Below are 24,679 nucleotides of genomic sequence, written 5' to 3'. Positions count from 1 at the left end.
TAAATATCTTTCGCGGAGAACCAGCTATTTCCCAGTTTGATTGGCCTTTCACCCCTAACCACAAGTCATCGGAGCCTTTTTCAACAGGCACCCGTTCGGTCCTCCAGTGAGTGTTACCTCACCTTCAACCTGCTCATGGCTAGATCACTAGGTTTCGGGTCTAATACAACGAACTTGGCGCCCTATTCAGACTCGCTTTCGCTACGCCTTCGCCTATCGGCTTAAGCTTGCTCGTTAAATTAAGTCGCTGGCCCATAATACAAAAGGTACGATGTCACCCAGAACGAATCTTGAGCTCCATCTGTTTGTAGGTGTCCGGTTTCAGGTCTATTTCACTCCCCTCGTCGGGGTGCTTTTCACCTTTCCCTCACGGTACTAGTTCGCTATCGGTCGCTGAGGAGTACTTAGGCTTGGAGGGTGGTCCCCCCGTGTTCAGACAGGATTGCACGTGTCCCGCCTTACTCGTGGATACATCATCGCATTACTCGTACGGGGCTATCACCCTCTGAGGCCCAGCTTTCCTGACTGGTTCCGATTGTCTTTGATGTATCACTGGCCTGGTCCGCGTTCGCTCGCCACTACTAACGGAGTCTCTGTTGATGTCCTTTCCTCCAGGTACTTAGATGTTTCAGTTCCCTGGGTTCGCTTGAAACCTCCTATGTATTCAGAAGTCTCATACCTTCTCTTGATAACCGGAAATCCAAAACCTCGCGGTCATGGTCCCGATCATTTCTGGTCGAACACCAAGACGCAAGGTCTTGGAGTTCCGGCTATCGAAGGTGGGTTTCCCCATTCGGAAATCCGCGGATCAAAGCTTCTTCGCAGCTCCCCACGGCTTATCGCAGCGTAGCACGTCCTTCATCGCCTCTCAGCGCCAAGGCATCCACCGAACACCCTTAAGGCACTTGATTGCTCTCATTATCAATGTCCACACACTCGGCAGAATGTTATCTGTACGATTGCCGCGAGACCGAAATCTCTAAGGCGCGCGCCCTCGATGAACGCTACGTACAGCCGGACATTGACTAGAAAGACCAGCTTGCTTCGTAAGATCGTTCCGATAGCGAGGCGGTCAAGCTTCGCTAAAAGGATCATTTTACAACTCGCATTCAACCTCACGGCTGAAAGCGAGCGTCGAAAATGATCCGGAGATAATGAAGGCTCGCGCAACGATATGCTGCACAACCCAACTCGGATCGATCTCCTCTTTACGATGTCAGAAAACACGCATCTTGCTGTCTATCCAGACTAGCAGGATGCGAAGTGATGTTTCGCGGACGACGGCGCAGGACCTCGGTGATCAAACCATCTGGTGGAGCCAGACGGGATCGAACCGACGACCTCATGCTTGCAAAGCACGCGCTCTCCCAGCTGAGCTATGGCCCCGTAACCAGAAGACGAATGCTCGTTTGATTAGCCCGCCTTCGCCAAGCCTACGGCGTGGCAGCCTCCGTTTCGAAGGGCTCGCCTAGCCGAAGCAGCGAAGCGCGAAGGCTGGTGGGCCTGGGAAGACTTGAACTTCCGACCTCACGCTTATCAAGCGCGCGCTCTAACCAACTGAGCTACAAGCCCCTAACGCATATCCAGTCAAGGACCAGGGATCCGCAAGCCTGCAGCCCCAGCGCGTGTTCGTCCGCGAAGAAAGAGAAACGAAGACGGCGAAATCCCGCCAATGCAGCTCAACGATCTGGCGATCTGTTGGCCACTGATGTTTCTAAAACGGTTCGATAGAAGCAAGCTTCTGAAGAACCATCCTTAGAAAGGAGGTGATCCAGCCGCAGGTTCCCCTACGGCTACCTTGTTACGACTTCACCCCAGTCGCTGACCCTACCGTGGCCGGCTGCCTCCCTTGCGGGTTAGCGCACCGTCTTCAGGTAAAACCAACTCCCATGGTGTGACGGGCGGTGTGTACAAGGCCCGGGAACGTATTCACCGTGGCGTGCTGATCCACGATTACTAGCGATTCCAACTTCATGGGCTCGAGTTGCAGAGCCCAATCCGAACTGAGACGGCTTTTTGAGATTTGCGAAGGGTCGCCCCTTAGCATCCCATTGTCACCGCCATTGTAGCACGTGTGTAGCCCAGCCCGTAAGGGCCATGAGGACTTGACGTCATCCCCACCTTCCTCGCGGCTTATCACCGGCAGTCTCCTTAGAGTGCTCAACTAAATGGTAGCAACTAAGGACGGGGGTTGCGCTCGTTGCGGGACTTAACCCAACATCTCACGACACGAGCTGACGACAGCCATGCAGCACCTGTGTTCCAGGCTCCGAAGAGAAGGTCACATCTCTGCGACCGGTCCTGGACATGTCAAGGGCTGGTAAGGTTCTGCGCGTTGCGTCGAATTAAACCACATGCTCCACCGCTTGTGCGGGCCCCCGTCAATTCCTTTGAGTTTTAATCTTGCGACCGTACTCCCCAGGCGGAATGCTTAAAGCGTTAGCTGCGCCACTAGTGAGTAAACCCACTAACGGCTGGCATTCATCGTTTACGGCGTGGACTACCAGGGTATCTAATCCTGTTTGCTCCCCACGCTTTCGTGCCTCAGCGTCAGTATCGGGCCAGTGAGCCGCCTTCGCCACTGGTGTTCTTGCGAATATCTACGAATTTCACCTCTACACTCGCAGTTCCACTCACCTCTCCCGAACTCAAGATCTTCAGTATCAAAGGCAGTTCTGGAGTTGAGCTCCAGGATTTCACCCCTGACTTAAAGACCCGCCTACGCACCCTTTACGCCCAGTGATTCCGAGCAACGCTAGCCCCCTTCGTATTACCGCGGCTGCTGGCACGAAGTTAGCCGGGGCTTATTCTTGCGGTACCGTCATTATCTTCCCGCACAAAAGAGCTTTACAACCCTAGGGCCTTCATCACTCACGCGGCATGGCTGGATCAGGGTTGCCCCCATTGTCCAATATTCCCCACTGCTGCCTCCCGTAGGAGTTTGGGCCGTGTCTCAGTCCCAATGTGGCTGATCATCCTCTCAGACCAGCTACTGATCGTCGCCTTGGTGAGCCATTACCTCACCAACTAGCTAATCAGACGCGGGCCGATCTTTCGGCGATAAATCTTTCCCCGTAAGGGCTTATCCGGTATTAGCACAAGTTTCCCTGTGTTGTTCCGAACCAAAAGGTACGTTCCCACGCGTTACTCACCCGTCTGCCGCTGACGTATTGCTACGCCCGCTCGACTTGCATGTGTTAAGCCTGCCGCCAGCGTTCGCTCTGAGCCAGGATCAAACTCTCAAGTTGGACTTGAACTTTGAACCGGCTGATCACAACGTTTGACGAGGTCCCACCATTTTTCATCGACCGAGGTCGACGAGCTGCCCGCGATTCACATCGCTGGCAACGATGGTGTAACCTTTGAAACGTGTACCGCCGAAGTCTTTCGTCCGGTCTCGATCAGAAAAGCCGAAGCTTTCCAGAAGCGAGACCCGCAAGGACTCCGCCGTCCACGTTTCTCTTTCTTCATCTTCACTTGTCAAACAGCCCGGGACCGCGGAGGCCCCAACCTTCCAGAGTGGAAGGGTTCCGACACCCTTACCGACGATGAATGACTCCAACCGACTGGTGTCGATTGTTGTGTCACTCAACAAGGTGAGGAGCATCAGTGGCGCGTTCGCTCGCCTTGGTCAGTGACCCGGCGGCGCCGCGCTCAGTGGTTGGGGTTATAGGCCCCGCCTTCCGGGCTGTCAACGCCCATCGTCAACAAATCGTCGCACAGTGGATCATCCAAAAAAATCGCGTGATTCCAGAGGTTTGGAGCGATGTAGAGCGAACGAACCGACCCGGTGCGAAGAAAAAAAACTGAAAAAAAGTTTGAGGCCCTGGAGGCTCCGGAGGGGCCTCAGAGGCGGCTTGAGGCGCCCATCCGGGGACGCCCCTTGCGCCGGCATCTTGAGGAAGTTTTTTCCATATTTGGCGCCGTACTTGAGCCACAATCCCGCGGCGTTCTGGTAAGAGACAAGCTTGAATCGCGGGGATGCCTTGGAGGCTGCCGGCGATTTTCACGGGGTCAGGGGAAGGCGATCTTGCAGATGACGCAACCTTCCTTCGACGTTCGAAAGACATCGAGAGAGCTTCATCCGTCCAGTTGTTCGTAATTTCGGCCGGCCCTGTTCCGGGGCCTTCTGAGCGCGGGCGCCTGTGCGGCTTGCCTTTTCCGGCGATCCCCGTTCAAGAGGGCGGCCCGGGACAAGGTTCGAAGCGGGCTTTCTTGGGTCGTTGATTGGGGGACTTGGGTTGAACCACAGGACGTCACGCGGCACCTACGGGCGTGAGACCGGGATCATCGATCTCGGCCACGAGCCGCCGCTGTCCGTCGATGGTTCCGAAGCCGCCGTGATCGACCGCCGCCGCGTCTCGGTGCAATGGTTCAGCGGGACAATTCTGACCGGACTCTGCGGCGCGGCCCTGATCGGCGGCGCCGTTTTCGCATCACTCGACGGCGAGATGACGTTCGCCAAGGTGCCGGAGCGGGTCGAAGGCGCGTTGCGCGGAGCCTTCGGCGCCGCCGACCGCGCCGCCACGCTGCACAAGAGCGACCGCCTGCCGCCGCCGAGCGAATCCACCGCCTCGCGCAACATCGTGCGCGTCTCGACGGTCGCCCGCGTCGGCAACCGCGACGTGATGCGGGTGCGCCCCTTCGTCCGCATCGCCGGCAATTTGTCGATGACGACGAGCGACCTGTCGGCGAAGATCCCGCCGTTCAACGCCCAGCGCCTGCTCACCGATGTCGGCTCCGATCCGAAGACGGCGTCCGACGATCCCAACAATCCAGAGGCGGTCGAGCCCGACGCGGAGGTGTCCTTCGTCACCAAGGACCTGTCGTCGGTGCTGCCGAAGGCCAAGATTTCCGCAGTGGTGGCGCTCGACGACATCCTGATGCGGGTCCGCGATGCCGCCAACTGGCGCGGCAATGGCGGGGTGCGCTACGCCTCGCTCGCCAATGCCGCAGCCGATGTCTCCGGCGCGACCGGCCCGTCCGACATCAAGATGGCCTACGCCACCGAGACGTCGTCGTCCGATCCCTATGCCGGCTTCGAGACGCGCGTGGTGCCGGAGAACGTCACGCTGCTGCCCAAGACCAAGGAGCAGATCACCGGCGGCAATCCCAACGGCGAGCGTGTTCATCTGGTCAGGAAGGGCGACAGCGTCGGCTCGGTGCTGCGCGATCTCGGCGCGACGGCTGACGAGATCAGGGCGATCACAGCAACGCTCGGCCCGCGCGGCCGCGACGGCGGCCTCAAGGAAGGCGAGAAACTCCGCATCCTGATGGCGCCCGCGAGCCCCGGCGCCCGGCTCCAGCCCTATCGCGTCGTGGTTGCAAACGACACCATCGTGGAGGCGATCGCGGCGCTGTCCGATCTCGGCAAATACGTCGCGGTCGACGTCTCCAGCATGAACACCGTCGCCGACGCCGCGGCCAACGCCGACAGCGACGACGATGATGAGGACGACGGCAGCGGCGTGCGGCTCTACCAGAGCATCTACGAGACGGCGATGCGCAACAAGGTGCCGATGCCCGTCATCGAGGACATGATCAAGATCTACTCCTACGACGTCGATTTCCAGCGCAAGGTGCAGCCCGGCGATTCCTTCGACGTGTTCTACGCCGGCGAGGACGAAGGCGTGACGTCGAGCGAAAAGAACGAAGTGCTGTTCGCCTCCCTCACCGTCGGCGGCGAGACCAAGAAGTACTACCGCTACCAGAGCCCCGACGACGGCGTCGTCGATTACTACGACGAGACCGGCAAGAGCGCGAAGAAGTTCCTGGTCAGAAAGCCGGTCAACAACGCCATCATGCGCTCCGGCTTCGGCGGCCGCCGTCACCCGATCCTGGGCTACGTGAAGATGCACACCGGCGTCGACTGGGCCACCTCCTACGGCACGCCGATCTTCGCCTCCGGCAACGGCATGATCGAAAAGGCCGGCCCCGAGGGCGGCTACGGCAAGTACATCCGCATCAAGCATTCCAACGGCTATGAGACCGCCTACGGCCACATGTCGGCCTTCGCCAAGGGCATGGAGCCCGGCAAGAAGGTGCGGCAGGGCCAGGTGATCGGCTTCGTCGGCTCATCGGGCTTGTCGACCGGCCCGCACGTCCATTACGAGATCCTCGTCAACGGCCGCTTCGTCGACCCGATGCGCGTGAAGCTGCCGCGCGGCCGCTCGCTCGAGGGCCCGATGCTGGCCAGCTTCGAGAAGGAGCGCGACCGGCTCGACGGCATGTTGAGCGGCCGCGGCGCCGCCATCGCCCGCATGTCGGACGCGACCGGCGGGCCATTGCAGGTCACCAACCGCTAAGTCGGGCATCCATCGCCCGGCGGCCACCTCCAGACACGATCCGAATTCGACATCGTCGCGCGAGGCCGCTTCGCGGCGTCACAACGTCAAGTTTCGTTTGCCAAAGCGGCATGAAGGGCGAATACTTTCCAAAAAAGAGGGAGGTCTCGCCATGAAGAACAGGCTCGCCTGCGCAGCCTTGGTCGCTGCGCTGTTTTCCGCCACGAGCCTATCGGCTGAGACCTTGCCGGCAATCTGGGAGGTCACCAAGCTCGTCCCGGGCTCGGCATTCCACGGCGTGCACGGGCTCGCTGTCGACAAGGCCGGCCACCTGTTTGCCGGCAGCGTCGCAGGCGCGGCGCTCTATGAGGTCGACCTTGCGGGCAGTAGCGCCAAGGTTGCAATCCCGGCACCGGTCGGAATGGCCGACGACATCGCGTTCGCGCCCGACGGCACCATGGCCTGGACCGGATTCCTCGCCGGCGATCTCTATGCGCGCAAGGGCGACGGCCCGATCAGGCAGCTCGCCAGTGGCCTCCCCGGCATCAACTCGCTGGCCTTCCGCAAGGACGGCCGGCTCTATGCAACCACCGTCTTCCTTGGCGATGCGCTCTACGAGATCGATGTCGAGGGCGTCAAACCGCCGCGCCAGATCATGGAGAAGATGGGCGGCCTCAACGGCTTCGAGTTCGGCCCCGACGACAAGCTCTACGGTCCGCTCTGGTTCAAGGGCCAGATCGCAAGGATCGACGTCGACAACGCCGAGCTGACCGTCGTCGCCGACGGCTTCAAGGTCCCGGCCGCCGTGAACTTCGATTCCAAGGGCAATCTCTTCGCGGTCGACACCGCGCTCGGCCAGCTCGTCCGGGTCGCTCCTGACTCAGGCGCCAAGACCATGATCGCGCAGCTGAAGCCGTCCCTGGACAATCTCGCCATCGACGGCAAGGACCGCATCTACGTCTCCAACATGGCCGACAACGGCATCCAGGAGGTCGATCCGGCGACCGGCCAGGCCAAGCAGATCATCATCGGCAAGCTCGCTTTGCCCGGCGGCATCGGCGTCACCTCGGAGAACGGCAAGGACACGATCCACGTCGCCGACGTGTTCGCCTATCGCACGGTGAATGGAGCGACCGGCGAGGTCACCGAAAAGGCGCGCATGCACGCCGCCGGCGTCACGCTCGAATATCCGATGAGCGCGACGGCGCAGGGCAACGACGTGGTCCTGTCGAGCTGGTTCACCGGCACCGTGCAGGTGATCGAGGGCAAGACCGGCGCAACGCGCGACATGCTGCACGGCTTCAAGGCGCCGCATGATGCAATCGTGCTCGCAGACGGCAGCATCCTGGTCGCCGAGCTCGGCACCAAGTCACTGGTCAAGGTGAGCGGCGAGCACGGCAAGGATCGCACCACGCTGATCGGTGACCTCGAGGGTCCAGTCGGGCTCGTCGGTGGACCTGGCGGCGAGGTCTATCTCACCGAAGCCTTTGCCGGCGCCGTCTCCCGCATCGACACGAACGGCAAAAAGACCGTAATCGCCAAGGATCTGAAAATGCCCGAAGGCATCGCGCGCGGGAGCGATGGCAAGCTCATCGTGGCGGAGGTCGGCGCCAAGCGGCTGATCGAGATCGCGCCGGACAGCGGCAAAGTCGCCGAGATTACCGCCAACCTCCCGATCGGCCTGACAGGCGCGCCCGGCGGCCTGCCGACGCACATTCCGACTGGCGTCGCAGTCGGCGCAACGGGCGTCATCTACTTCAGCTCGGATCTCGAGAACGCGATCTACAAGGTGGTGAAGAAGTAGCATTCGCCGGCCACGACCTGCCGCGGAACCCGCAGGCGGGTTTCCGGTTAGCTGACGGAAGCCGACCAGCAGGAGGATCGCCCATGACGCGCCTCTCACGCGACGACGTCGTCAAGGCCGTGGACCGGGCCGACGACGTCACCATCGCCCAGATCATCGGAACCGGCGCGACGGCTGAGGAACTCGCCGAAGCGCAGGCCTGGCTCGCCAATGACGAGCCCATGATCAACGACTTGCGCCCCCTGGCCCAAGGCCGGGTGCGCGAGCTGGTGGATATTCTGTCGGAGCTGGAAGAGGACGACGAGGAGGTCGGACCGGCCGAACCGGGCTCCGGTTCTGCTGTCAGTTAGAGCCGGATGGCTTCAGGTTGAATCGGGTGAATCGCCTCGGATGCCATTGACCTCTCCCGCTTGCTTGCGGAGGGACCGCACTTGTCATGTGGCAAGCCATTAACACCTCAATCTCCAACAGGCACTCCAACACGCAAAACGCCCCGGAGAGATTGCTCTCTCCGGGGCGGCTTATCGTTTCAGGCGACGATCGCCGGCGCTCAGTTCAGCTTCCGCTTCGCCACCGGTGCCTCGAACTGGGTGATCTCGGCGGTTTGCGGTGCCTTGCCGTTGAAGGTCAGCACGTTGCCTTCTGACGAGATCGCGACATTGTCGCCGTCCCTGACGTCGCCGGCCAGGATCATCTCGGCGAGCGGATCCTGGAGGTAGCGCTGGATCACCCGCTTCAGCGGCCTTGCGCCATAGGCGGGATCCCAGCCCTTGGCAGCGAGCCAGTCGCGACCGGCGGCATCGAGCGTCAGGACGATCTTGCGATCGGTCAGCAGCTTCTGGAGCCGCGCGAACTGGATCTCGACGATGCGGCCCATCTCGCTCCGCTGCAAGCGGTGGAACAGGATGATCTCGTCGACGCGGTTCAGGAATTCGGGACGGAAGTGCCCGCGCACCATTCCCATCACCTGCTCGCGCACGGCCGAGGTGTCCTCGCCCTCCGGCTGATTCACCAGGAATTCCGAACCGAGATTCGAGGTCATGATGATCAGCGTGTTGCGGAAGTCGACGGTGCGGCCCTGGCCGTCGGTCAGGCGGCCGTCGTCGAGCACCTGCAACAGGACGTTGAAGACATCGGGATGCGCCTTCTCGATCTCGTCGAACAGCACCACCTGGTAGGGCCGGCGCCGCACCGCTTCGGTGAGCGCGCCGCCCTCGTCATAGCCGACATAACCCGGAGGCGCGCCGATCAGCCGCGAGACCGAGTGCTTCTCCATGTATTCGGACATGTCGAGGCGGACCATCGCGGTCTCGTCGTTGAACAGGTACTCCGCGAGAGCTTTGGTCAGCTCGGTCTTGCCGACGCCGGTGGGGCCCAAGAACATGAACGAGCCTGTGGGGCGGTTCGGGTCCTGCAGGCCCGCGCGCGAGCGGCGCACGGCGGTCGCGACCGCACGCACAGCCTCGGCCTGACCGACGACACGCTTGCCGAGCTGCTCCTCCATCTTCAGGAGCTTCTCCTTCTCGCCTTCCAGCATCTTGTCGACCGGCACGCCGGTCCAGCGCGAGACGACCTGCGCAATGTGGTTGGCGGTGACCGCCTCCTCCATCATCTCGCCGGAGCCTTCGCGCGCCTCGATATCCGCCAGCTGCTTCTCCAGCTCCGGGATGCGACCGTAGGCCAGCTCGCCGGCCTTCTGGAATTCGCCGCGCCGCTGCGCGTTGGCGAGCTCGACTCGCAAGCCATCGAGCTCGGCCTTCAGCTTCTGGGCATCGGAGAGCTTGTTCTTCTCCGCGCTCCAGCGCGCCGTCAGCCCAGCAGACTTCTCCTCGAGCTCGGCAAGGTCCTTCTCCAGGGTCTGCAGCCGGGTCTTGGAGCCGGGATCGCTTTCCTTCTTCAGCGCCTCCTGCTCGATCTTGAGCCGGATGATCTCACGGTCGAGCGAATCCAGCTCTTCCGGCTTGGAGTCGACCTGCATCTTCAGCCGCGCCGCGGCCTCGTCCATGAGGTCGATCGCCTTGTCAGGCAGGAAACGGTCGGTGATGTAGCGATTGGACAGCGTCGTGGCGGCGACGAGCGCGGAATCGGTGATCCGCACGCCATGGTGCTGCTCATACTTGTCCTTCAGCCCGCGCAGGATCGAGATCGTGTCCTCGACGGAGGGCTCGCTGACGAAGATCGGCTGGAAGCGCCGCGCCAGCGCGGCGTCCTTCTCGACGTGCTTCTGGTACTCGTCGAGCGTGGTCGCGCCGATGCAGTGCAGCTCGCCGCGGGCGAGCGCCGGCTTGAGCAGGTTGGAGGCGTCCATCGCGCCGTCACCCTTGCCGGCGCCGATCAGCGTGTGCATCTCGTCGATGAACAGGATGAAGGTGCCCTCGCTCCCGGTCACTTCCTGAAGCACGGCCTTCAGCCGCTCCTCGAATTCGCCGCGGTATTTTGCGCCGGCGATCAGTGCGCCGAGGTCGAGCGAAAGCAGCTTCTTGTCCTTGAGGCTCTCCGGCACGTCGCCGTTGACGATGCGCAGCGCCAACCCTTCCGCGATGGCGGTCTTGCCGACACCGGGCTCGCCGATCAGGACGGGGTTGTTCTTGGTCCGGCGCGAGAGCACCTGGATGGTGCGACGGATCTCCTCGTCGCGGCCGATGACCGGATCGAGCTTACCGTCGCGCGCGGCCTGGGTCAGGTCGCGGGCATATTTCTTCAACGCGTCATAAGCGTTCTCGGCGGTCGCGGAATCCGCCGTCCGCCCCTTGCGCAGCGCCTCGATCGCCGCATTGAGGTTTTGCGGGGTGACGCCGCCCTTGTTCAGGATCGTGCCGGCCTCGCTGGTCTTCTCCAGCGTGAGGCCGAGCAGCAGCCGCTCCACGGTGACGAAACTGTCGCCGGCCTTCTCGCCAGCCTTTTCGGCGGCATCGAAGGTGCGGGCGAGCTCGGGTGCGAGGTAAATCTGGCCGGCGCCGCCGCCGGAAACCTTCGGCACCTTGCCGAGGGCGTCCTCGGTGGCCTTCAGAATTGCACGGGAATTGCCGCCGGCGCGGTCGATCAGGCCGGCAGCGAGCCCCTCATTGTCGTCCAGGAGGACTTTCAGGAGGTGCAGGGTGGAAAACTGCTGGTGCCCCTCGCGCATCGCGAGCGACTGCGCAGACTGGATGAAGCCCCTGGAGCGTTCGGTATACTTCTCGATGTTCATCTTTTCTGTCCCTCGGCCTGCCCTTGGGGCCCTCTCAGGCACCCCAATACGGCATCTTCATTGGGTTTCCGCTCACCGCATTGAGGTTTCTCAAGCGGGAACGGCCGTCTTTTTGCCGACGTTGCCGCCGGCCTGCGGCAGATGTGGGAAGCAGATTGCGGATGCGAAAGAGGCGAGTTCACAAATTCGTGCGCTCCTGGGCGGGCTTGGCTCCCGCGGGCCGAATCCCTTAAGTAGTGGCATGACAGCCAGCCACACGGCCGAGATCACCGGCCTCTATCGCTACCCGATCAAGGGCCTGACGCCGGAACGCCTGTCGCGCGTCGCTTTGCGGGTCGGCCAGACCCTGCCAGCCGACCGCCGCTACGCCATCGAGAACGGACCGAGCGGGTTCGATCCCGATGCGCCCGAGTGGAAGCCGAAGATCCAGTTTCTGATGCTCGCGCGCAATGAGCGGCTGGCTGAGCTCGACAGCCGGTTCGACGATGCCACCAATCTGTTGACCATCCGCAAGGGCGGCCAAACCGTCGCCAGCGGCGATCTGGAGGCCGCCGCCGGGCGCGCCGTCATCGAGGCCTATTTCAGCGAGAACTTTCAGCCGGAGTTGAAGGGCCCGCCCAAGGTTCTGTCCGGCCGCAACCACAGCTTCTCCGATGTCGCCCGCAAGGTGGTCTCCATCATCAATCTCGGCAGCGTCCGCGCGATCGAGACCATGCTCGGCGGCGTCCCCGTGCATCCCCTGCGCTTCCGCGCCAATCTCTACGTCAAGGGCTGGCCGGCCTGGTCGGAGCTCGATCTGGTCGGCCAGACGCTTGCGGTCGGGCAGGCCCGGCTGAAGGTGATCAAGCGCATCGTCCGCTGCCCGGCCACCAATGTCGATCCCGATACCGCCAAGCGCGATCTCGAAATCCCGCCCACGCTGTCGCGCCATCTCGGCCACATGGATTGCGGCATCTACGCCGAGGTCATCGCCGACGGTGACGTCGGCATCGGTGACGTGGTGGCGGTGGAAGAGCCGAGATTGGTGTGACGGCACTTCGGCTCCACGCACTCCGTCATTGCGAGGAGCGAAGCGAAGAAGCAATCCAGGCTATTCCCGCGGAGGGATTCTGGATTGCTTCGCTTCGTTCGCAATGACAGCGACGAACCTCAGTTCGGCATCACATACGCATAGATCCGGCCGCGCGAGACCGGCGCTTCGCGGACGCGGTTGCCGCTGTTGCCGGAGATCATGATCGGATTGCCCTGCGCGTCGATGCCGGTGATGATTCCGACATGGCCGCCCCGGCGGCCGCGCGACATCACCGCGATGGCGCCGACCTGCGGACCGGAGATGCGCGTGCCATAATGCGCGAACGAGTTCGCCATGTCCGAGCCGGTGCCACGATGGCCGGTCTGCTCGAGCACCATGTTCATGAAGCGCGCGCACCACAGGCTGCCGCGTCCGGTCGGATTGCCGCCGAGATAGCGGCGCGCCTCGGACACGAGGCCTGAGCCGCCACTGAGGCCGCCGCTCATGCCAGCACCGCCGGCATTGGTATTCGGATTATAGCTGGCCTGGGTGTTGGCGAAGCCGCTCGCCTGCAACTGCGCCGCGCTGCGCTCGAAGCGCGAGCTGCGTGCACGATGGCGGTGGTGATGATGCCTGGCGTGGTGCACGTAAGCGTGCCGCTCTGCGCTATGACGATGATGCGGCCGTGCCGAGGCCGGAGAAACGAACGCGGCGACCGCCGCAAAAAAGAACGCCAGCGCGACAACACAACGCGACAGGCGGAACGCAAACAACTCAACCATTCTTCATCCTTCGTTACACCCCTACTTTCCGATCGGCCGGTGAAGTGGCCGACATAGGTCAGGCCGTTAAGCCGTCCGATGTGGCGAGAAAAAGACACCGCATCGGCGAATAGCTGCGATGATTTTGTGTCGGTGCTGGTTCGACGCTGCCGCATTGCGGACAACAGCGTTAACTGCGATCCTGCAAAGGCGGCTTGATAGAGGGAAACAGTTAATGCCCCACGCCACGGCCAGGGACGACGTCCGCATCTATTTCGAAGAGGCGGGTCAGGGAACGCCGATACTTTTTCTGCACGAGTTTGCGGCCGACTACACCAATTGGGAGCCGCAGATGCGCTACTTCTCGCGCGGCCATCGCTGCATCACCTATTCGGCGCGCGGCTACACGCCGTCGGACGTGCCTGACGGCGAGATCTACAGCTATACGCACTTCTACACCGACGCGCTCGCGGTGCTCGATCATCTCGGGATCGCGCGCGCGCATCTCGTCGGCCTTTCGATGGGCGCCTACTCGTCGCTGCAGATCGGTTTGAACGCGCCGCAGCGTGCGCTGTCGATGACGCTGGCCGGCGTCGGCTCGGGTTCGGAGGTCGAGAATCTGGAGGCCTGGCGCAAGCAGTGCCGCGCCAATGCCGAGCAGTTCGAGACGCTGGGCTCCGCAGAGGTCGCAAAGGTCACGCGCGAGGCACCGAGCCGGATTCCGTTCCTGGTGAAGGACCCGCGCGGGCACGCGGATTTCTACGCCGCGCTGGCGCGGCACGATGCCAACGGTTCGGCGCGCACGATGCGCGGCTTCCAGGGCGGCCGCCCCTCGATCTACACGATGACCGACGCGATCAAAGGCGTCGCGACGCCGGCACTGATCATCTGCGGCGACGAGGACGATCCCTGCATCGGGCCGAGCCTGTTCTTGAAGAAGCACCTCCCCGCAGCCGGACTGGCGATGTTTCCAAAGTCCGGCCACGTGCTTAACCTCGAGGAGCCTGCGCTGTTCAACGCGAGCGTGGAGCGGTTCGTGACGCTGGTGGAAGCTGGGCGCTGGCCGGTGCGGGATCCGCGGTCGCTGGCTCCCCACTAGCTATCATTCCGGGATGCGCCGAAGGCGCAGGCCCGGAATCCATCAGGCTGCAGGCGCTGTTGGACGATGGATTCCGGGCTCGATGCTTCGCATCGCCCCGGAATGACGGACAGAGGCTATTTCCCCCCGCCTCGGCTCAGTAAGAACACCGCTTGCTCGCCGAACATATTCCACACCCACCAGGGCAGGTTCAGCGGCACCGGGCGGCCGTAGAGATCGAGCGCCACCGAGCGCTCCATCTTGACGTTGATCTCGTCGCAGAGCTGCACGAAATCCTTGATGGTGCAGAAGTGGATGTTGGCGGTGTCGTACCAGGTCGCCGGCAGGTTCTCGGTGCGCGGCATGTGGCCGCCGATCAGGAGCTGGAGCCGCATCTTCCAGAAGCCGAAATTCGGGAACGAGACGATGGCGCGGCGCCCGATGCGCAGCAGGTTTTCCAGCACCACACGCGGCTGCCGCGTCGCCTGCAGCGTCTGCGACAGGATCACGTAATCGAAGGCGTCATCGGGATAGTTGACGAGATCGGTGTCGGCATCGCCCTGCACCACCGCAAGCCCTTTGGCGACGCAGCGGTTGACACCCTCGCGCGACAGCTCGATGCCGCGCCCGTCGATGCCGCGGGTCTCCAGCAGCTGAAGCAGGTCGCCCTCGCCGCAGCCGACGTCGAGCACCTTCGAACCCGGCTTGACCATCTCGGCGACCAGCAGGTGGTCGGCGCGAAACTGACCGGACTGCGCGGACGCGAGCCCCCCCAGCGGCAGCACTTCCTGGACAGACATCGCTAGCGGTCCTTGAGGGTGAGCCCGCGGGCCTTGCCTGCCGATTGCAGGAAAGCGCGGGAGATGTCGAAGAATTCGGGCACGTCGAGCAAGAAGGCGTCGTGGCCGCGATCGGTCTCGATCTCGGCGAACGACACCCGCGCGCTCGAGGCGTTCAGCGCGTGCACCAGCGCGCGCGATTCCGAGGTCGGGAAAAGCCAGTCGCTGGTGAAGGAGACCACGCAGAAGCGGGTCTGGATACCCGCAAACGCCTTCGCCAGCGCGCCGCCATGGTCGGCGGCGATGTCGAAATAGTCCATCGCACGCGTCAGATAGAGATAGGAATTGGCGTCGAAGCGTTCGACGAAAGACGAGCCCTGGTAGCGCAGATAGCTTTCGACCTGGAAATCCGCGTCGAACGAAAAGGTCGGCAGTTCGCGATCCTGCATACGCCGGCCGAACTTGCGATGCAGCGCCGCGTCCGAGAGATAGGTGATGTGCGCCGCCATCCGCGCCACCGCGAGCCCGCGGTGCGGATGGATGCCGCGATCGGCATAGCCGCCACCCTGCCAATCGGGGTCGGCCATCACCGCCTGGCGCCCGAGTTCGTGGAAGGCGATGTTCTGCGCCGAGTGCCGCGTCGCGCAGGCAATCGCCAGCGCGGAGAACACGCGGCCAGGATAGGCCGCGGTCCATTGCAGCACCTGCATGCCGCCCATCGAGCCGCCGACGACCGCAAACAGCGTGTCGATGCCGAGCCGGTCGATCAGCATCGCCTGCGCCCGCACCATGTCGGGGATGGTGATAACAGGGAAATCCAGGCCCCAGACCTTGCCGGTGGCGGGATTGATCGACGCCGGCCCGGTCGAGCCCATGCAGCCGCCGATCACGTTGGAGCAGATGATGAAGTAGTGCTTGGGATCGATGGGCCGGCCGGGGCCGACCAGCGTCTCCCACCAGCCGGACTTGCCGGTGACGGGATGCACATTGGCGACGTGCTGATCGCCGGTCAGCGCATGGCAGATCAGAACGGCGTTGGAGCGATCGGCGTTGAGCTCGCCATAGGTCTGGTAGGCGATCTGGAACGGGGTGAGATCGACGCCGCAATCGAGCCGCAGCGGCTGCTCGATGCCGAACTGCGCGACCTGCGAACTCGGGTGATCCACCTCGTGCGACCGTTCGTCGGCGCTGATCGCAGGACTGGGTACAGACTTGACGCCAACCATCATCGACCTCGTTTGCGACTGCCGTCAGACCGCCGCTGGAATCAGGCCATGAAAAACCCGGCCTGAACGATAGGTTCGGCCGGGATCGGAAGCGTCCCCGGCCTGTTTAGCGAGTTTTTTAACGTGGCTGCAAGCCGGCCGGCTCAAATGACCACGGAACAGGCAAAAGCTACCGTCTTGGGCGGTTTTCGTCAAGTCACGGCCCGGATCGGCCCAATTCGCCTTCGTCACGTCGCCCGCAAAGCACGTCATTTCTCTTTGCTTTCGCCGCCCCGACTGCCTAATCAGGACATCCCCCTCGAAACCATCGCAGCCAGATATGTCCCAACGTCCGCCCGCGCCACCATCGCTCCAAGAACTGCGCAAGGAGATCGACGCGATCGACGAGGGCATGCATCGCCTCCTGATGCAGCGCGGCGATATTATCGACCGCCTGATCCAAGTGAAGCAGACCCAGGAGGTCGGCTCGGCGTTCCGCCCGGCACGCGAGGCCGACATGATGCGTCACCTCGTGCAGCGCCATCGCGGCATCCTGCCGCTCGACACGGTCGAGAGCATCTGGCGTGTCATCATCGCGACGTTCACTTACGTGCAGGCGCCGTTCTCCGTTCATGCCGATATCTCGGCGAGCGAGCCGGCGATGCGCGATTCCGCGCGCTTCCATTTCGGCTTCACGGTGCCCTACGTCGCGCATTTCAGCGCGCAGGCCGCGGTCGAAGCAGCGGCGAAATCCAAGGGCGACCTGGCGCTGGTCTCGGCAACGTCGAGCCGCACGCCCTGGTGGCTTGAGCTCGAAGCCGATGGCGCGCCGAAAATCATCGCGCGGCTGCCGTTCGTCGAACGCGCTGACCATCCGGCCGCATTGCCGGTGTTTACGATCTCGCGGGTCGCCGACAGCGCCTTGGTGACGGAGGTCGAAACCTTCAGCGTCCGCGTCTCCGGGTGGAACGCCGAGGTCGCACGCGCCCTGTCGCCGCTCGCCGAGATCGTGGCGGTGCCCGATACCGCCTTCGATGGCGCCGCGCTGCTGGTCTCGGTCACCAGCGCGACCAGCATCGACAAAGTCAGGGCTGCCCTGATCGAGGCGGGGGCCTCGGTGCGCTCCACGGCCCTCGTCGGCAGCCACGCAACGCGCTATACGGTGCCCCCGACCGGGGCGAAATCGTAAATCGCGCGCCCGCCATTTCGGAGTTGAAGATGTCCCGCCCCGTGCCGAATCCCGGCATTCTCGATATTGCGCCCTACACCCCCGGCAAGAGCCCGGTGCCGGAGCCGGGCCGCAAGGTGTTCAAGCTCTCGGCCAACGAGACGCCGTTCGGGCCCTCGCCCAAGGCGATCGAGGCGTTCAAGCGCGTGGCGGATCATCTGGAGGACTATCCGGAAGGCACCTCGCGCGTGCTGCGCGAGGCGATCGGCCGCTCGTTCGGGCTCGATCCCAACCGCATCATCTGCGGTGCCGGTTCGGACGAGATCCTCAATCTGCTCGCCCACACTTATCTCAGCCACGGCGACGAGGCGATCTCCACCACGCACGGCTTCCTGGTCTACCCGATCGCGACGATGGCGGTCGGTGCCAAGAACGTCGTCGCGCAGGAGACCAATCTCACGGCCGATGTCGACGCCATCCTGAAGGCCGTGACGCCGCGGACCAAACTGGTCTGGCTTGCCAACCCCAACAACCCGACCGGCACCTATCTGCCGTTCGACGAGGTCAAGCGGCTGCGCGCCGGCCTGCCCTCGCATGTGCTGCTGGTGCTCGATGCCGCCTATTCCGATTACGTCTCGCGCAACGATTACGAGATGGGAATCGAGCTCGTCGCCACCACCGAGAACACGGTGGTGACGCACACGTTCTCCAAGATCCACGGCCTGGCTGCGCTGCGCATCGGCTGGATGTTCGGCCCCGAGCACGTCATCGACGCGGTCAACCGCATCCGCGGTCCCTTCAACGTGTCGACGCCGGCGATGTACGCCGCGGTCGCCGCGATCGAGGACACCGCGCACCAGGCGATGTCGAAGCAGTTCACCGAGACCTGGCGCAACCGGCTTACCGAGGAGGTCGGCAAGCTTGGCCTGAAGGTGACGCCGAGCGTCGCCAATTTCGTGCTGATCCACTTCCCGGCCGAGAAGGGCAAGACCGCTGACGACGCCGACGCCTTCCTGACCAAGCGGGGTCTCGTGCTGCGCGCGCTGAAGAATTACGGCCTGCCGCATGCGCTGCGGATGACCATCGGCACCGAGGAGGCCAACCGTCTCGTGATCGAGGCCTTGCGCGACTTCATGGGCGGCAAATGAATGCCGATCCGCACTTCCAGCGCGTCGCGCTGATCGGCTTCGGCCTGATCGGCGGCTCGATCGCGCGCGCTGCGAAGCTCCAGGGCCTGGCCGGCGAGATCGTCACCACCGCGCGCTCGGAGAAGACACGCGCGCGGGTGGCCGAGCTCGGCATCGTCGATCAGGTCGTGGCGACCAATGCGGAGGCCGTGAAGGAGGCCGATCTCGTCATCCTCTGCATTCCCGTCGGCGCCTGCGGTGCCGTGGCGCAGGAGATCGCCGCGCATCTGAAACCGGGTGCGATCATCTCCGACGTCGGCTCGGTCAAGGGCGCGGTGGTCCGGGACATGGCCCCGCATCTGCCGAAGGGCGTTCATTTCGTGCCGGCGCATCCGGTCGCGGGCACCGAGCATTCGGGCCCGGATTCGGGGTTTGCCGAGCTCTTCATCAACCGCTGGTGCATCCTGACGCCGCCGGAAGGCACCGACACGGCGGCCACGGAGCATCTGCGCGCGTTCTGGGCGGCGATGGGCGCCAAGGTCGAGGTCATGACGCCGGATCATCATGATCTCGTGCTCGCGATCACCAGCCATTTGCCGCATCTGATCGCCTATACCATCGTCGGCACCGCCGACGAACTGGCGCAGGTGACGGAATCCGAGGTGATCAAGTTCTCCGCCGGCGGTTTTCGCGATTTCACCCGTATCGCCGCGTCCGATCCGACGATGTGGCGCGACGTCTTTCTCGCCAACAAGGAAGCCGTGCTGGAGATGCTGGGCACCTTCACCGAGGATCTCGCAAAACTCACCCGCGCGATCCGCCGCGGCGACGGCGAAGCCCTGTTCGACCACTTCACCCGCACCCGCGCCATCCGGCGCGGCATCGTCGAGATCGGCCAGGATTCCGCCGCGCCGGATTTCGGCCGGCCGCATGCGGCGCTGAAGAAGCCGTGAGCCTGTCATTCCGGGGTGCCCGAAGGGCGAGCCCGGAATCCATTGGGCCACCGCGCACAGTGAAATGGATTCCGGGTTCGATGCTACGCATCGCCCCGGAATGACAGTCTTCAATACAGCGGCGGGATCTGGCCGACCTTGACCGGGCCGAGCAGCACGGCGCCATCGACGAACTTCAGCGGGAAGCTTCTCGCCTTCTTGCCTTCCAGCGTGCTCTCGGTGCCGATCGAATTGATGCCGGCGGCGACGCCCGCATTGGCGTTCTGCTTGATGACCTTGCCGAGGCCGGGCACGGCCCGGTCGAGCGCGCCGAACAAATTGTTGAGGTCCTGCGACTTCACGCCGGGCGCGACGCGGTCGAGCGTTGCCTGCGGCACGCCCTCCTCCAGCATCTTCTCGATGCCGAGCGCCGGGATCACGCGCTCAAGGCCGGTCACCGTCATCTGCAATTCGCCGTCGAGCCGGCCATTGGCCGAAAGGCCGAGCGTGCCGGCCGCAACCGCGATCATCTCGCCCTGCTGGATCCGCGACTGCACGATCTCGATATGGCCGCCGGCAGCCTGGATCTCGCGAAAGCGCTGCGGCCAGGGCTTCGGCGTGAGGTCGGAGAGGCCGGTGACCTTTGCGCGCGTGTCCGCCTCGAACGGCTCGGCGAGCAGGGGATGAACGCCCTGGATGCTGCCCTGCGCGACGTGAACCACGGTCTCGATGACGGGACGATCGGCTGGCGATCCATCAGCGAGGCGGCCGTGCAGCTCGACCTGCTTGGCGCGCGCAAGCGGCACCTGCACGCTGCCGTCGAGACGGTTGAGGCCCGGATCGTCGAACACGATGGAGGCGCGGTCCGGCACGGCCGGCAGGCCGGCCACGCTGGCGCGGCCCTTGCTCCAGTTCACCACGAAGGTGTTTTGCGTGACGCCGTCGGTCAGCGTCGCGGGCGCGGAGAATTCCGCGATGATGCGCTTGGGATCGTAGACCTGGGCGACGACCAGGATGTTGTCGAGCTTCGCCGTGAACGGGGTCCTGCTCGCGTTCTGCGACACCAGGGCGACGCTGGCGCCGGAGCACTGGACCTCGAAGCGGAACGGGAAACCCGCGATCGAGCGCTTGGCGCAATCATAGATGCGGCCGGACTTGGCCTCCTGCGCCCGCCAGGCGTCTGCGGCAATTTCGGCCTGCGACGCCGCGTAGAACCAGAAACCGCTCCACGCGACCGCGAGGATCAGGACGAGAACGGGTGCGATGAAAAGGCCCCAACGGGAGCGACGGCCTGCGGCAACGGTCATATTGGACATGCGGCGACCCTTTGATCCCGGATTTTGGCAAATGTAAGCGGGGACGGCCTGCGACGAAAGGCGGAGAATTCGCTTCGCTTCGGGGCATGGTTCTGGTAGCCGTGCCCGAAATGTCGGAAATCACCGTCCCTTCCGTCACCACCGCCAAGGGCGACCTCTGGGTGTTCGGCTACGGCTCGCTGATGTGGCGGCCGGGCTTCGAGTTCGAGGAACGCATCCCGGCCCGGCTGGTCGGCGAGCATCGCGCGCTCTGCGTCTACTCGTTCGTGCATCGCGGCACGCCGGAAAAGCCTGGCTTGGTGCTCGGGCTCGACCGCGGCGGCGCCTGCCGCGGCATCGCCTTCCGCGTCGCCGAGAAGAACCGCGCCGATGTCGTCGCCTATTTGCGCGCACGCGAGCAGGTCACGTCGGTCTATCGCGAAGTGATGCGCTCGGTGTGGCTTGAGAACGATGCGCGCCAGCGCGTCTCGGCGCTCGCCTACGTCGTCGACCGTGGCCATGGGCAATATGCCGGCCGGCTGTCGCTCGCCGAGCAGCACCGCCATGTCGTTCAGGGCCACGGCCAGTCCGGCGCCAACCGCGACTACGTGACCGCGACGGTGAAGGCGATCGAGGCCGAAGGCTTTCGCGACGCGCAGCTGCATCAGCTTGCATTGATGCTGCATGGTGATGCGCATTCGCTCCACGCTGTGGATCGGGACGAAGATCGAGAAAGTCGCTAGCCGCGGTTCGGCGCGTAGCTCGGCGCCGAGCCGATCAACTGCTCCTGCTCTTTCCGCCCCGCTTCGACGAGGCGGGCGGTCGCATCCTCGATCGCGGTTTGCACGCGGGAGAGAAACTCGTCCTTCGGCAGGCCCGGCGGCAACGGTTCGAGAAACTCCACCACCAGCGTGCCGGGATAGCGCATGAAGGTGCGGCGGGGCCAGAACAGGCCGGAGTTGAGCGCGACCGGCAGGCATGGCACGCCGCAGGACGAATAGATCTGCGCAAAGCCGCTCTTGTAGTCGGGCGGCGCGCCCGGCGCGCGGCGCGTGCCTTCCGGAAAGATCACGAGCTGGCGGCCGCTGCGCACCGCATCGCGCGCCCGCCGCGTCATGTCCAGCAGCGCCTTCACGCCGGCATTGCGGTCGATCGCGATCATCCCGGTCTTGACCAGGAATTGACCGAACACCGGGATCTGCATGAGCTGGCGCTTGAGGATGAAGATCGGCCGGTCGAAGAAACCCGGCAGCACGAACGTCTCCCAGAACGACTGGTGCTTTGCCACAATCAGCAGCGGTCCTTTCGGGATCTTCTCCACACCGCGGAATTCCACCTTGATGTTGCAGACCACGCGCATCAGGAACAGCGTTGCCTTGGCCCACCATTCCGCCACCGTCAGCATGGCGCGGGGCGGCAATGCGAAGGTCGGCAGCGCCACGATCGCAAGGCCCACCAGCACGGCGTAGAACAGCACGTTGAACACGAGCGAGCGCAGAAAAATCAGAGACATCGATAGTCCGATCAATTGGCCTGTGCGGTGGCGGGCCGCTTCGGCCGCTGACCTGCAGGCTGCTCCGACATCTCGGGCCAAAGGTCAATCCCGAAATCCTCCAGCCGTACCCTGACCTCGGCCGCGACGTACTTGACATATTCCGACATGAGCAGCCGCAGCGTCGATCCGGAGGTCCACCACGGTTCCTCGCGCCATTTTTCGCCGACCACCGCGAACGGGATCAGCGTCGTCTGTGGCATCGCATGCGAAAATTCCACCAGCGCACGCGGCATGTGATAGTTGGAGGTCACCACGATCAGGGATTTGAACCTGCGCCCCTCGGCCCAGCGCCGCGCCTCCGCTGCGTTGCCGCGGGTCGAGAGCGCGGTGCGGTCGAGGTCGACGCAACAAGTCATGAAGGACTGGTTCTCCGGCAAGGTCCGGGAGATGTCGCTCGCCGTCGAGGTTGGATGCACGCCGGAGATCAGGAGCCGCCTGCCGTAGCCGGCAGCGAGCAGCTCCATCGCGTCCGATACCCGCGAGGAGCCTCCGGTCAGCACCACGATGCCGTCGGCCTTGCGGTCGGGCACCGTCTCGGCGCCTCGCAATTGCGACAGGAACGCAACGAAGCCTGCGGCCGCGCCGACAAAGGCAAGTGCGATCGCCGACACGATTGTCGCGCGCAGCCAGCCGCGCGGCAGTTTCGGCGATCGATCGTCGGTCGGCGAGGTCATGCGATGTCGGTAATCCCTTCCCTGAAGCGATTTTAAGACGTTTTAAGGCGAAGTGGAGTCCGGTTTCTTCACCCTCACTCCTTGTAAGGGGAGAAGGAAGAAAGCAACTCAATCAACATCATTCAAGGTCGCAAACAGCGTCTGGCGCGAGGCCACCGCGGTGATGCCGCCGATTAGCACGGCCTGGACAGCGAGCACGATGTAGGCGGATGGCCGTAGCGAGAAGGTGCCGAGCAGCGCGGCAAACTGGTCGCCGACGGGCGTACCGGAAAACCAGCCTGCGATCGACTCGGAGAAGCCGAACACCAGCATGGCGGCACCGCCGCCGATCACGCCGCCTTCCAGGCCGAGCCTGAGGAAATGACGCAGGAAGTGATTGGCGATGTAGCGGTCGCCGGCGCCGACGAAATGCAGGACCTCGACGATCGGACGGTTCGCCGCCATGGCGCCGCGGGTCGCGAACGAAACCGAGATGATCGTGGCGATGATGACGAGCGCGAGAATGCCGAGGCCGGCCAGCACGATGGCGTTGGTCATCGAGCGCATGCGCTCGATCCAGGCGCGGTGATCGTCGACGCTGGCGCCCGGTGCGACCTGCGTCACGCGCGCGCGCAAGGCGCCGAGATCGAGCGGCGTCCCCGGCTGCACGCGCGCGATGATCATACGCGGCACCGGCAGATCGTCCATCGACAGGCCAGTGCCGAGCCAGGGCTCGAGCAGCTTGCCGCTCTCCTCCCTGGTGAACGGCCTGACCTCGACGATGCCGGCTTGCGCGCGCATCGCCTCCGTCACGGCCACGGTATCGCGCTCGAGATCACGGCCGGCCTGCGGACGAACCTGGATGGTGATCTCGCTCGCGACGTCCGACTGCCATTCGGCGGCGGAGGCACTCACCAGCAGCACCGTGCCGGTGGCCATCGAGGCGAGGAAGCTCATGATGGCGACGACGGCGACCAGCGCTCTGCCGTGGATCGAGGCGCGCGGCACGATCGGCGACATGTTGCGTGCCTTGGCCGGAAGCTGCGGACGCTCCTGTCCGAGGTCGACCAGCACGCCGCGCTCGTCGGTCCTACTCATAGACGTGCAGCCGTCCCTGGTGCAGCACCAGCCGTCGTGCTTCATACTGGTCCATCAGGCCGATGTCGTGGGTGGCGATGATGACGGCGGTGCCTGATTTATTGAGCTCGATGAAGAGCCGCAGCAGGCGCCGGCCGAGGGTCGGGTCGACGCTGCCGGTCGGCTCGTCCGCGAGCAGCAGCTGCGGCCGCGAGATCACGGCGCGCGCGATCGCCGCGCGCTGCTTCTCGCCGCCCGACAGGATCGGCGGAAGCGCATCCATGCGGTCGCCGAGTCCGACCCAGCGAAGCAGATCGATCACCTCCTTGCGGTAGCTCGACTCGCTGCGCCCCATGACGCGGAAAGGCAGCGCGACATTCTCATAGGTCGTCATGTGGTCGAGCAGCCGGAAATCCTGGAGCACGATGCCGATGCGCTTGCGCAGGTCGGCAATCTCGTCCTTGCCGAGTTGCGAGATGTCGTGGCCGAACAGAGTGACGAGGCCCCGTGTCGGCCGATGCGACAGAAACAACAGGCGCAGCAGGGAAGTCTTGCCGGCACCGGACGGCCCGGTGAGAAACTGGAAGGAATGCGCCGGGATCTGGAAACTGAGATCGCGCAGGATCTCGGGCCCCAGACCGTAACGCAATCCGACATTTTCGAACCGAACCAAGCTCAGCTCCGTTCGAGAGGGGAAGCGGGTCGCAGTGCGGCGCTCCGCCCTGCGCGATCAACGGGTTTTGCCGTCGTTATGGTTTC

The 24,679-nt window shown here is 63.8% G+C and carries 19 protein-coding genes, 2 tRNA genes, 2 rRNA genes and 1 riboswitch (1 of these 24 only partly in view); of the genes, 9 read left to right on the top strand and 14 right to left on the bottom strand.

Annotated elements, in window-relative coordinates:
• The 5 genes from ABIG06_RS15975 to ABIG06_RS15955 all read right to left on the bottom strand — a co-directional run.
• Positions 1–911, bottom strand: a 23S ribosomal RNA gene (locus ABIG06_RS15975); it reaches 1,935 nt to the left of the window's first position.
• A gap of 399 nt (positions 912–1,310) precedes the next feature.
• Positions 1,311–1,386: transfer RNA gene (locus ABIG06_RS15970), tRNA-Ala, on the bottom strand.
• A gap of 109 nt (positions 1,387–1,495) precedes the next feature.
• Positions 1,496–1,572, bottom strand: a tRNA-Ile gene (locus ABIG06_RS15965).
• Between the two features lie 187 nt (positions 1,573–1,759).
• A 16S ribosomal RNA gene (locus ABIG06_RS15960) occupies positions 1,760–3,248 on the bottom strand.
• The 16S and 23S rRNA genes sit together here with 2 tRNA genes alongside, the layout of an rRNA operon.
• 53 nt (positions 3,249–3,301) lie before the next feature.
• Positions 3,302–3,607, bottom strand: a complete 306-nt coding sequence (locus ABIG06_RS15955) for a hypothetical protein (RefSeq protein WP_370137745.1) — start codon at positions 3,605–3,607, stop codon at positions 3,302–3,304.
• A gap of 634 nt (positions 3,608–4,241) precedes the next feature.
• Here ABIG06_RS15955 and ABIG06_RS15950 point away from each other — a divergent pair.
• The 3 genes from ABIG06_RS15950 (at position 4,242) to ABIG06_RS15940 (ending at position 8,438) form a co-directional block, all read left to right on the top strand.
• Positions 4,242–6,305 (top strand): M23 family metallopeptidase, encoded by a 2,064-nt coding sequence (locus ABIG06_RS15950; protein WP_370137743.1) that lies wholly within the window; start codon positions 4,242–4,244, stop codon positions 6,303–6,305.
• 151 nt (positions 6,306–6,456) lie between these two features.
• On the top strand, positions 6,457–8,088 hold the full coding sequence (locus tag ABIG06_RS15945) for a hypothetical protein (protein ID WP_370137741.1): 1,632 nt from the start codon (positions 6,457–6,459) through the stop codon (positions 8,086–8,088).
• A gap of 83 nt (positions 8,089–8,171) precedes the next feature.
• Positions 8,172–8,438, top strand: a complete 267-nt coding sequence (locus tag ABIG06_RS15940) for a hypothetical protein (protein WP_124161382.1) — start codon at positions 8,172–8,174, stop codon at positions 8,436–8,438.
• Positions 8,439–8,638: 200 nt separating this feature from the next.
• Here ABIG06_RS15940 and clpB read toward each other — a convergent pair whose 3' ends face one another.
• Entirely contained in the window at positions 8,639–11,278 is a 2,640-nt protein-coding gene (gene clpB, locus ABIG06_RS15935) for an ATP-dependent chaperone ClpB (RefSeq protein ID WP_124161381.1), read from the bottom strand.
• 241 nt (positions 11,279–11,519) lie between these two features.
• Here clpB and ABIG06_RS15930 point away from each other — a divergent pair, with 241 nt between their 5' ends.
• Positions 11,520–12,308 carry an MOSC domain-containing protein gene (locus ABIG06_RS15930; RefSeq protein ID WP_370137738.1) on the top strand — a complete coding sequence of 263 codons (789 nt, stop codon included), beginning with the start codon at positions 11,520–11,522 and terminating at the stop codon, positions 12,306–12,308.
• 119 nt (positions 12,309–12,427) lie between these two features.
• Here the strand turns inward: ABIG06_RS15930 and ABIG06_RS15925 are convergent, their stop codons facing one another.
• A complete protein-coding gene (locus ABIG06_RS15925; RefSeq protein WP_370137736.1) occupies positions 12,428–13,072 on the bottom strand; it encodes a TIGR02594 family protein in 645 nt (214 codons plus the stop codon).
• Between the two features lie 214 nt (positions 13,073–13,286).
• Here ABIG06_RS15925 and ABIG06_RS15920 point away from each other — a divergent pair, with 214 nt between their 5' ends.
• Positions 13,287–14,150: an alpha/beta fold hydrolase gene (locus tag ABIG06_RS15920; RefSeq protein ID WP_370137734.1), complete on the top strand. Its 864-nt coding sequence runs from the start codon at positions 13,287–13,289 to the stop codon at positions 14,148–14,150.
• A gap of 116 nt (positions 14,151–14,266) precedes the next feature.
• Here ABIG06_RS15920 and metW read toward each other — a convergent pair whose 3' ends face one another.
• Both metW and metX read right to left on the bottom strand, forming a co-directional pair.
• A complete protein-coding gene (gene metW, locus ABIG06_RS15915; RefSeq protein ID WP_370137732.1) occupies positions 14,267–14,929 on the bottom strand; it encodes a methionine biosynthesis protein MetW in 663 nt (220 codons plus the stop codon).
• Positions 14,930–14,931: 2 nt separating this feature from the next.
• A complete protein-coding gene (gene metX, locus ABIG06_RS15910) occupies positions 14,932–16,134 on the bottom strand; it encodes a homoserine O-acetyltransferase MetX (protein WP_370140860.1) in 1,203 nt (400 codons plus the stop codon).
• A gap of 85 nt (positions 16,135–16,219) precedes the next feature.
• Positions 16,220–16,299, bottom strand: a riboswitch (SAM riboswitch).
• Positions 16,300–16,453: 154 nt separating this feature from the next.
• On the opposite strand from metX, the gene ABIG06_RS15905 reads away from it, so the two are divergent.
• From ABIG06_RS15905 to ABIG06_RS15895, 3 genes are read left to right on the top strand one after another with little or no spacing between them, the layout of a single operon-like run.
• A complete protein-coding gene (locus ABIG06_RS15905) occupies positions 16,454–17,302 on the top strand; it encodes a chorismate mutase (RefSeq protein WP_124161376.1) in 849 nt (282 codons plus the stop codon).
• Positions 17,303–17,331: 29 nt separating this feature from the next.
• A complete protein-coding gene (hisC, locus tag ABIG06_RS15900; RefSeq protein ID WP_124161375.1) occupies positions 17,332–18,429 on the top strand; it encodes a histidinol-phosphate transaminase in 1,098 nt (365 codons plus the stop codon).
• The gene (locus ABIG06_RS15895) at positions 18,426–19,361 is read left to right on the top strand and encodes a prephenate/arogenate dehydrogenase family protein (RefSeq protein ID WP_124161374.1); all 936 of its coding nucleotides are present in this window, start codon (positions 18,426–18,428) and stop codon (positions 19,359–19,361) included. Before hisC ends, ABIG06_RS15895 begins: the two co-directional genes overlap by 4 nt.
• A 110-nt stretch (positions 19,362–19,471) precedes the next feature.
• Here the strand turns inward: ABIG06_RS15895 and ABIG06_RS15890 are convergent, their stop codons facing one another.
• Positions 19,472–20,656, bottom strand: a complete 1,185-nt coding sequence (locus ABIG06_RS15890; RefSeq protein ID WP_124161373.1) for a DUF2125 domain-containing protein — start codon at positions 20,654–20,656, stop codon at positions 19,472–19,474.
• 110 nt (positions 20,657–20,766) lie between these two features.
• Here ABIG06_RS15890 and ABIG06_RS15885 point away from each other — a divergent pair, with 110 nt between their 5' ends.
• The gene (locus tag ABIG06_RS15885; protein WP_199751696.1) at positions 20,767–21,378 is read left to right on the top strand and encodes a gamma-glutamylcyclotransferase; all 612 of its coding nucleotides are present in this window, start codon (positions 20,767–20,769) and stop codon (positions 21,376–21,378) included.
• On the opposite strand, the gene ABIG06_RS15880 is transcribed toward ABIG06_RS15885, so the two are convergent.
• From ABIG06_RS15880 to ftsE, 4 genes are all read right to left on the bottom strand, one after another.
• A complete protein-coding gene (locus ABIG06_RS15880; protein WP_370137730.1) occupies positions 21,375–22,148 on the bottom strand; it encodes a lysophospholipid acyltransferase family protein in 774 nt (257 codons plus the stop codon). The two genes, ABIG06_RS15885 and ABIG06_RS15880, sit on opposite strands and share 4 nt — an antisense overlap.
• A gap of 11 nt (positions 22,149–22,159) precedes the next feature.
• On the bottom strand, positions 22,160–22,864 hold the full coding sequence (locus tag ABIG06_RS15875; RefSeq protein ID WP_370137729.1) for a YdcF family protein: 705 nt from the start codon (positions 22,862–22,864) through the stop codon (positions 22,160–22,162).
• Positions 22,865–22,972: 108 nt separating this feature from the next.
• Positions 22,973–23,941, bottom strand: a complete 969-nt coding sequence (locus ABIG06_RS15870; RefSeq protein WP_124161370.1) for a cell division protein FtsX — start codon at positions 23,939–23,941, stop codon at positions 22,973–22,975.
• Positions 23,934–24,593, bottom strand: coding sequence for a cell division ATP-binding protein FtsE (gene ftsE / locus ABIG06_RS15865; RefSeq protein WP_028178893.1), 660 nt, complete (start codon positions 24,591–24,593; stop codon positions 23,934–23,936). The genes ABIG06_RS15870 and ftsE overlap by 8 nt, the downstream gene beginning before the upstream one ends.
• Positions 24,594–24,679 lie beyond the last annotated feature (86 nt).

It is taken from the genome of Bradyrhizobium sp. USDA 326 (genome assembly GCF_049739485.1).
In the GTDB taxonomy this organism is placed as follows: Bacteria; Pseudomonadota; Alphaproteobacteria; order Rhizobiales; family Xanthobacteraceae; genus Bradyrhizobium.
This window is presented reverse-complemented; position numbering and strand designations above follow the sequence as displayed.

Bases quoted from the DNA above. Each gene is read 5' to 3' on its own strand.
- ABIG06_RS15880 (WP_370137730.1), bottom strand. From the start codon at position 22,148: ATGTCTCTGATTTTTCTGCGCTCGCTCGTGTTCAACGTGCTGTTCTAC.
- ABIG06_RS15895 (WP_124161374.1), top strand. From the start codon at position 18,426: ATGAATGCCGATCCGCACTTCCAGCGCGTCGCGCTGATCGGCTTCGGC.
- ABIG06_RS15945 (WP_370137741.1), top strand. From the start codon at position 6,457: ATGAAGAACAGGCTCGCCTGCGCAGCCTTGGTCGCTGCGCTGTTTTCC.
- ABIG06_RS15890 (WP_124161373.1), bottom strand. From the start codon at position 20,656: ATGTCCAATATGACCGTTGCCGCAGGCCGTCGCTCCCGTTGGGGCCTT.
- ABIG06_RS15885 (WP_199751696.1), top strand. From the start codon at position 20,767: ATGTCGGAAATCACCGTCCCTTCCGTCACCACCGCCAAGGGCGACCTC.
- ABIG06_RS15920 (WP_370137734.1), top strand. From the start codon at position 13,287: ATGCCCCACGCCACGGCCAGGGACGACGTCCGCATCTATTTCGAAGAG.
- ABIG06_RS15940 (WP_124161382.1), top strand. From the start codon at position 8,172: ATGACGCGCCTCTCACGCGACGACGTCGTCAAGGCCGTGGACCGGGCC.
- ABIG06_RS15925 (WP_370137736.1), bottom strand. From the start codon at position 13,072: ATGGTTGAGTTGTTTGCGTTCCGCCTGTCGCGTTGTGTTGTCGCGCTG.
- metX (WP_370140860.1), bottom strand. From the start codon at position 16,134: ATGGTTGGCGTCAAGTCTGTACCCAGTCCTGCGATCAGCGCCGACGAA.
- metW (WP_370137732.1), bottom strand. From the start codon at position 14,929: ATGTCTGTCCAGGAAGTGCTGCCGCTGGGGGGGCTCGCGTCCGCGCAG.
- ABIG06_RS15875 (WP_370137729.1), bottom strand. From the start codon at position 22,864: ATGACCTCGCCGACCGACGATCGATCGCCGAAACTGCCGCGCGGCTGG.
- hisC (WP_124161375.1), top strand. From the start codon at position 17,332: ATGTCCCGCCCCGTGCCGAATCCCGGCATTCTCGATATTGCGCCCTAC.
- ABIG06_RS15955 (WP_370137745.1), bottom strand. From the start codon at position 3,607: ATGCTCCTCACCTTGTTGAGTGACACAACAATCGACACCAGTCGGTTG.
- ABIG06_RS15870 (WP_124161370.1), bottom strand. From the start codon at position 23,941: ATGAGTAGGACCGACGAGCGCGGCGTGCTGGTCGACCTCGGACAGGAG.
- ABIG06_RS15930 (WP_370137738.1), top strand. From the start codon at position 11,520: ATGACAGCCAGCCACACGGCCGAGATCACCGGCCTCTATCGCTACCCG.
- clpB (WP_124161381.1), bottom strand. From the start codon at position 11,278: ATGAACATCGAGAAGTATACCGAACGCTCCAGGGGCTTCATCCAGTCT.
- ABIG06_RS15905 (WP_124161376.1), top strand. From the start codon at position 16,454: ATGTCCCAACGTCCGCCCGCGCCACCATCGCTCCAAGAACTGCGCAAG.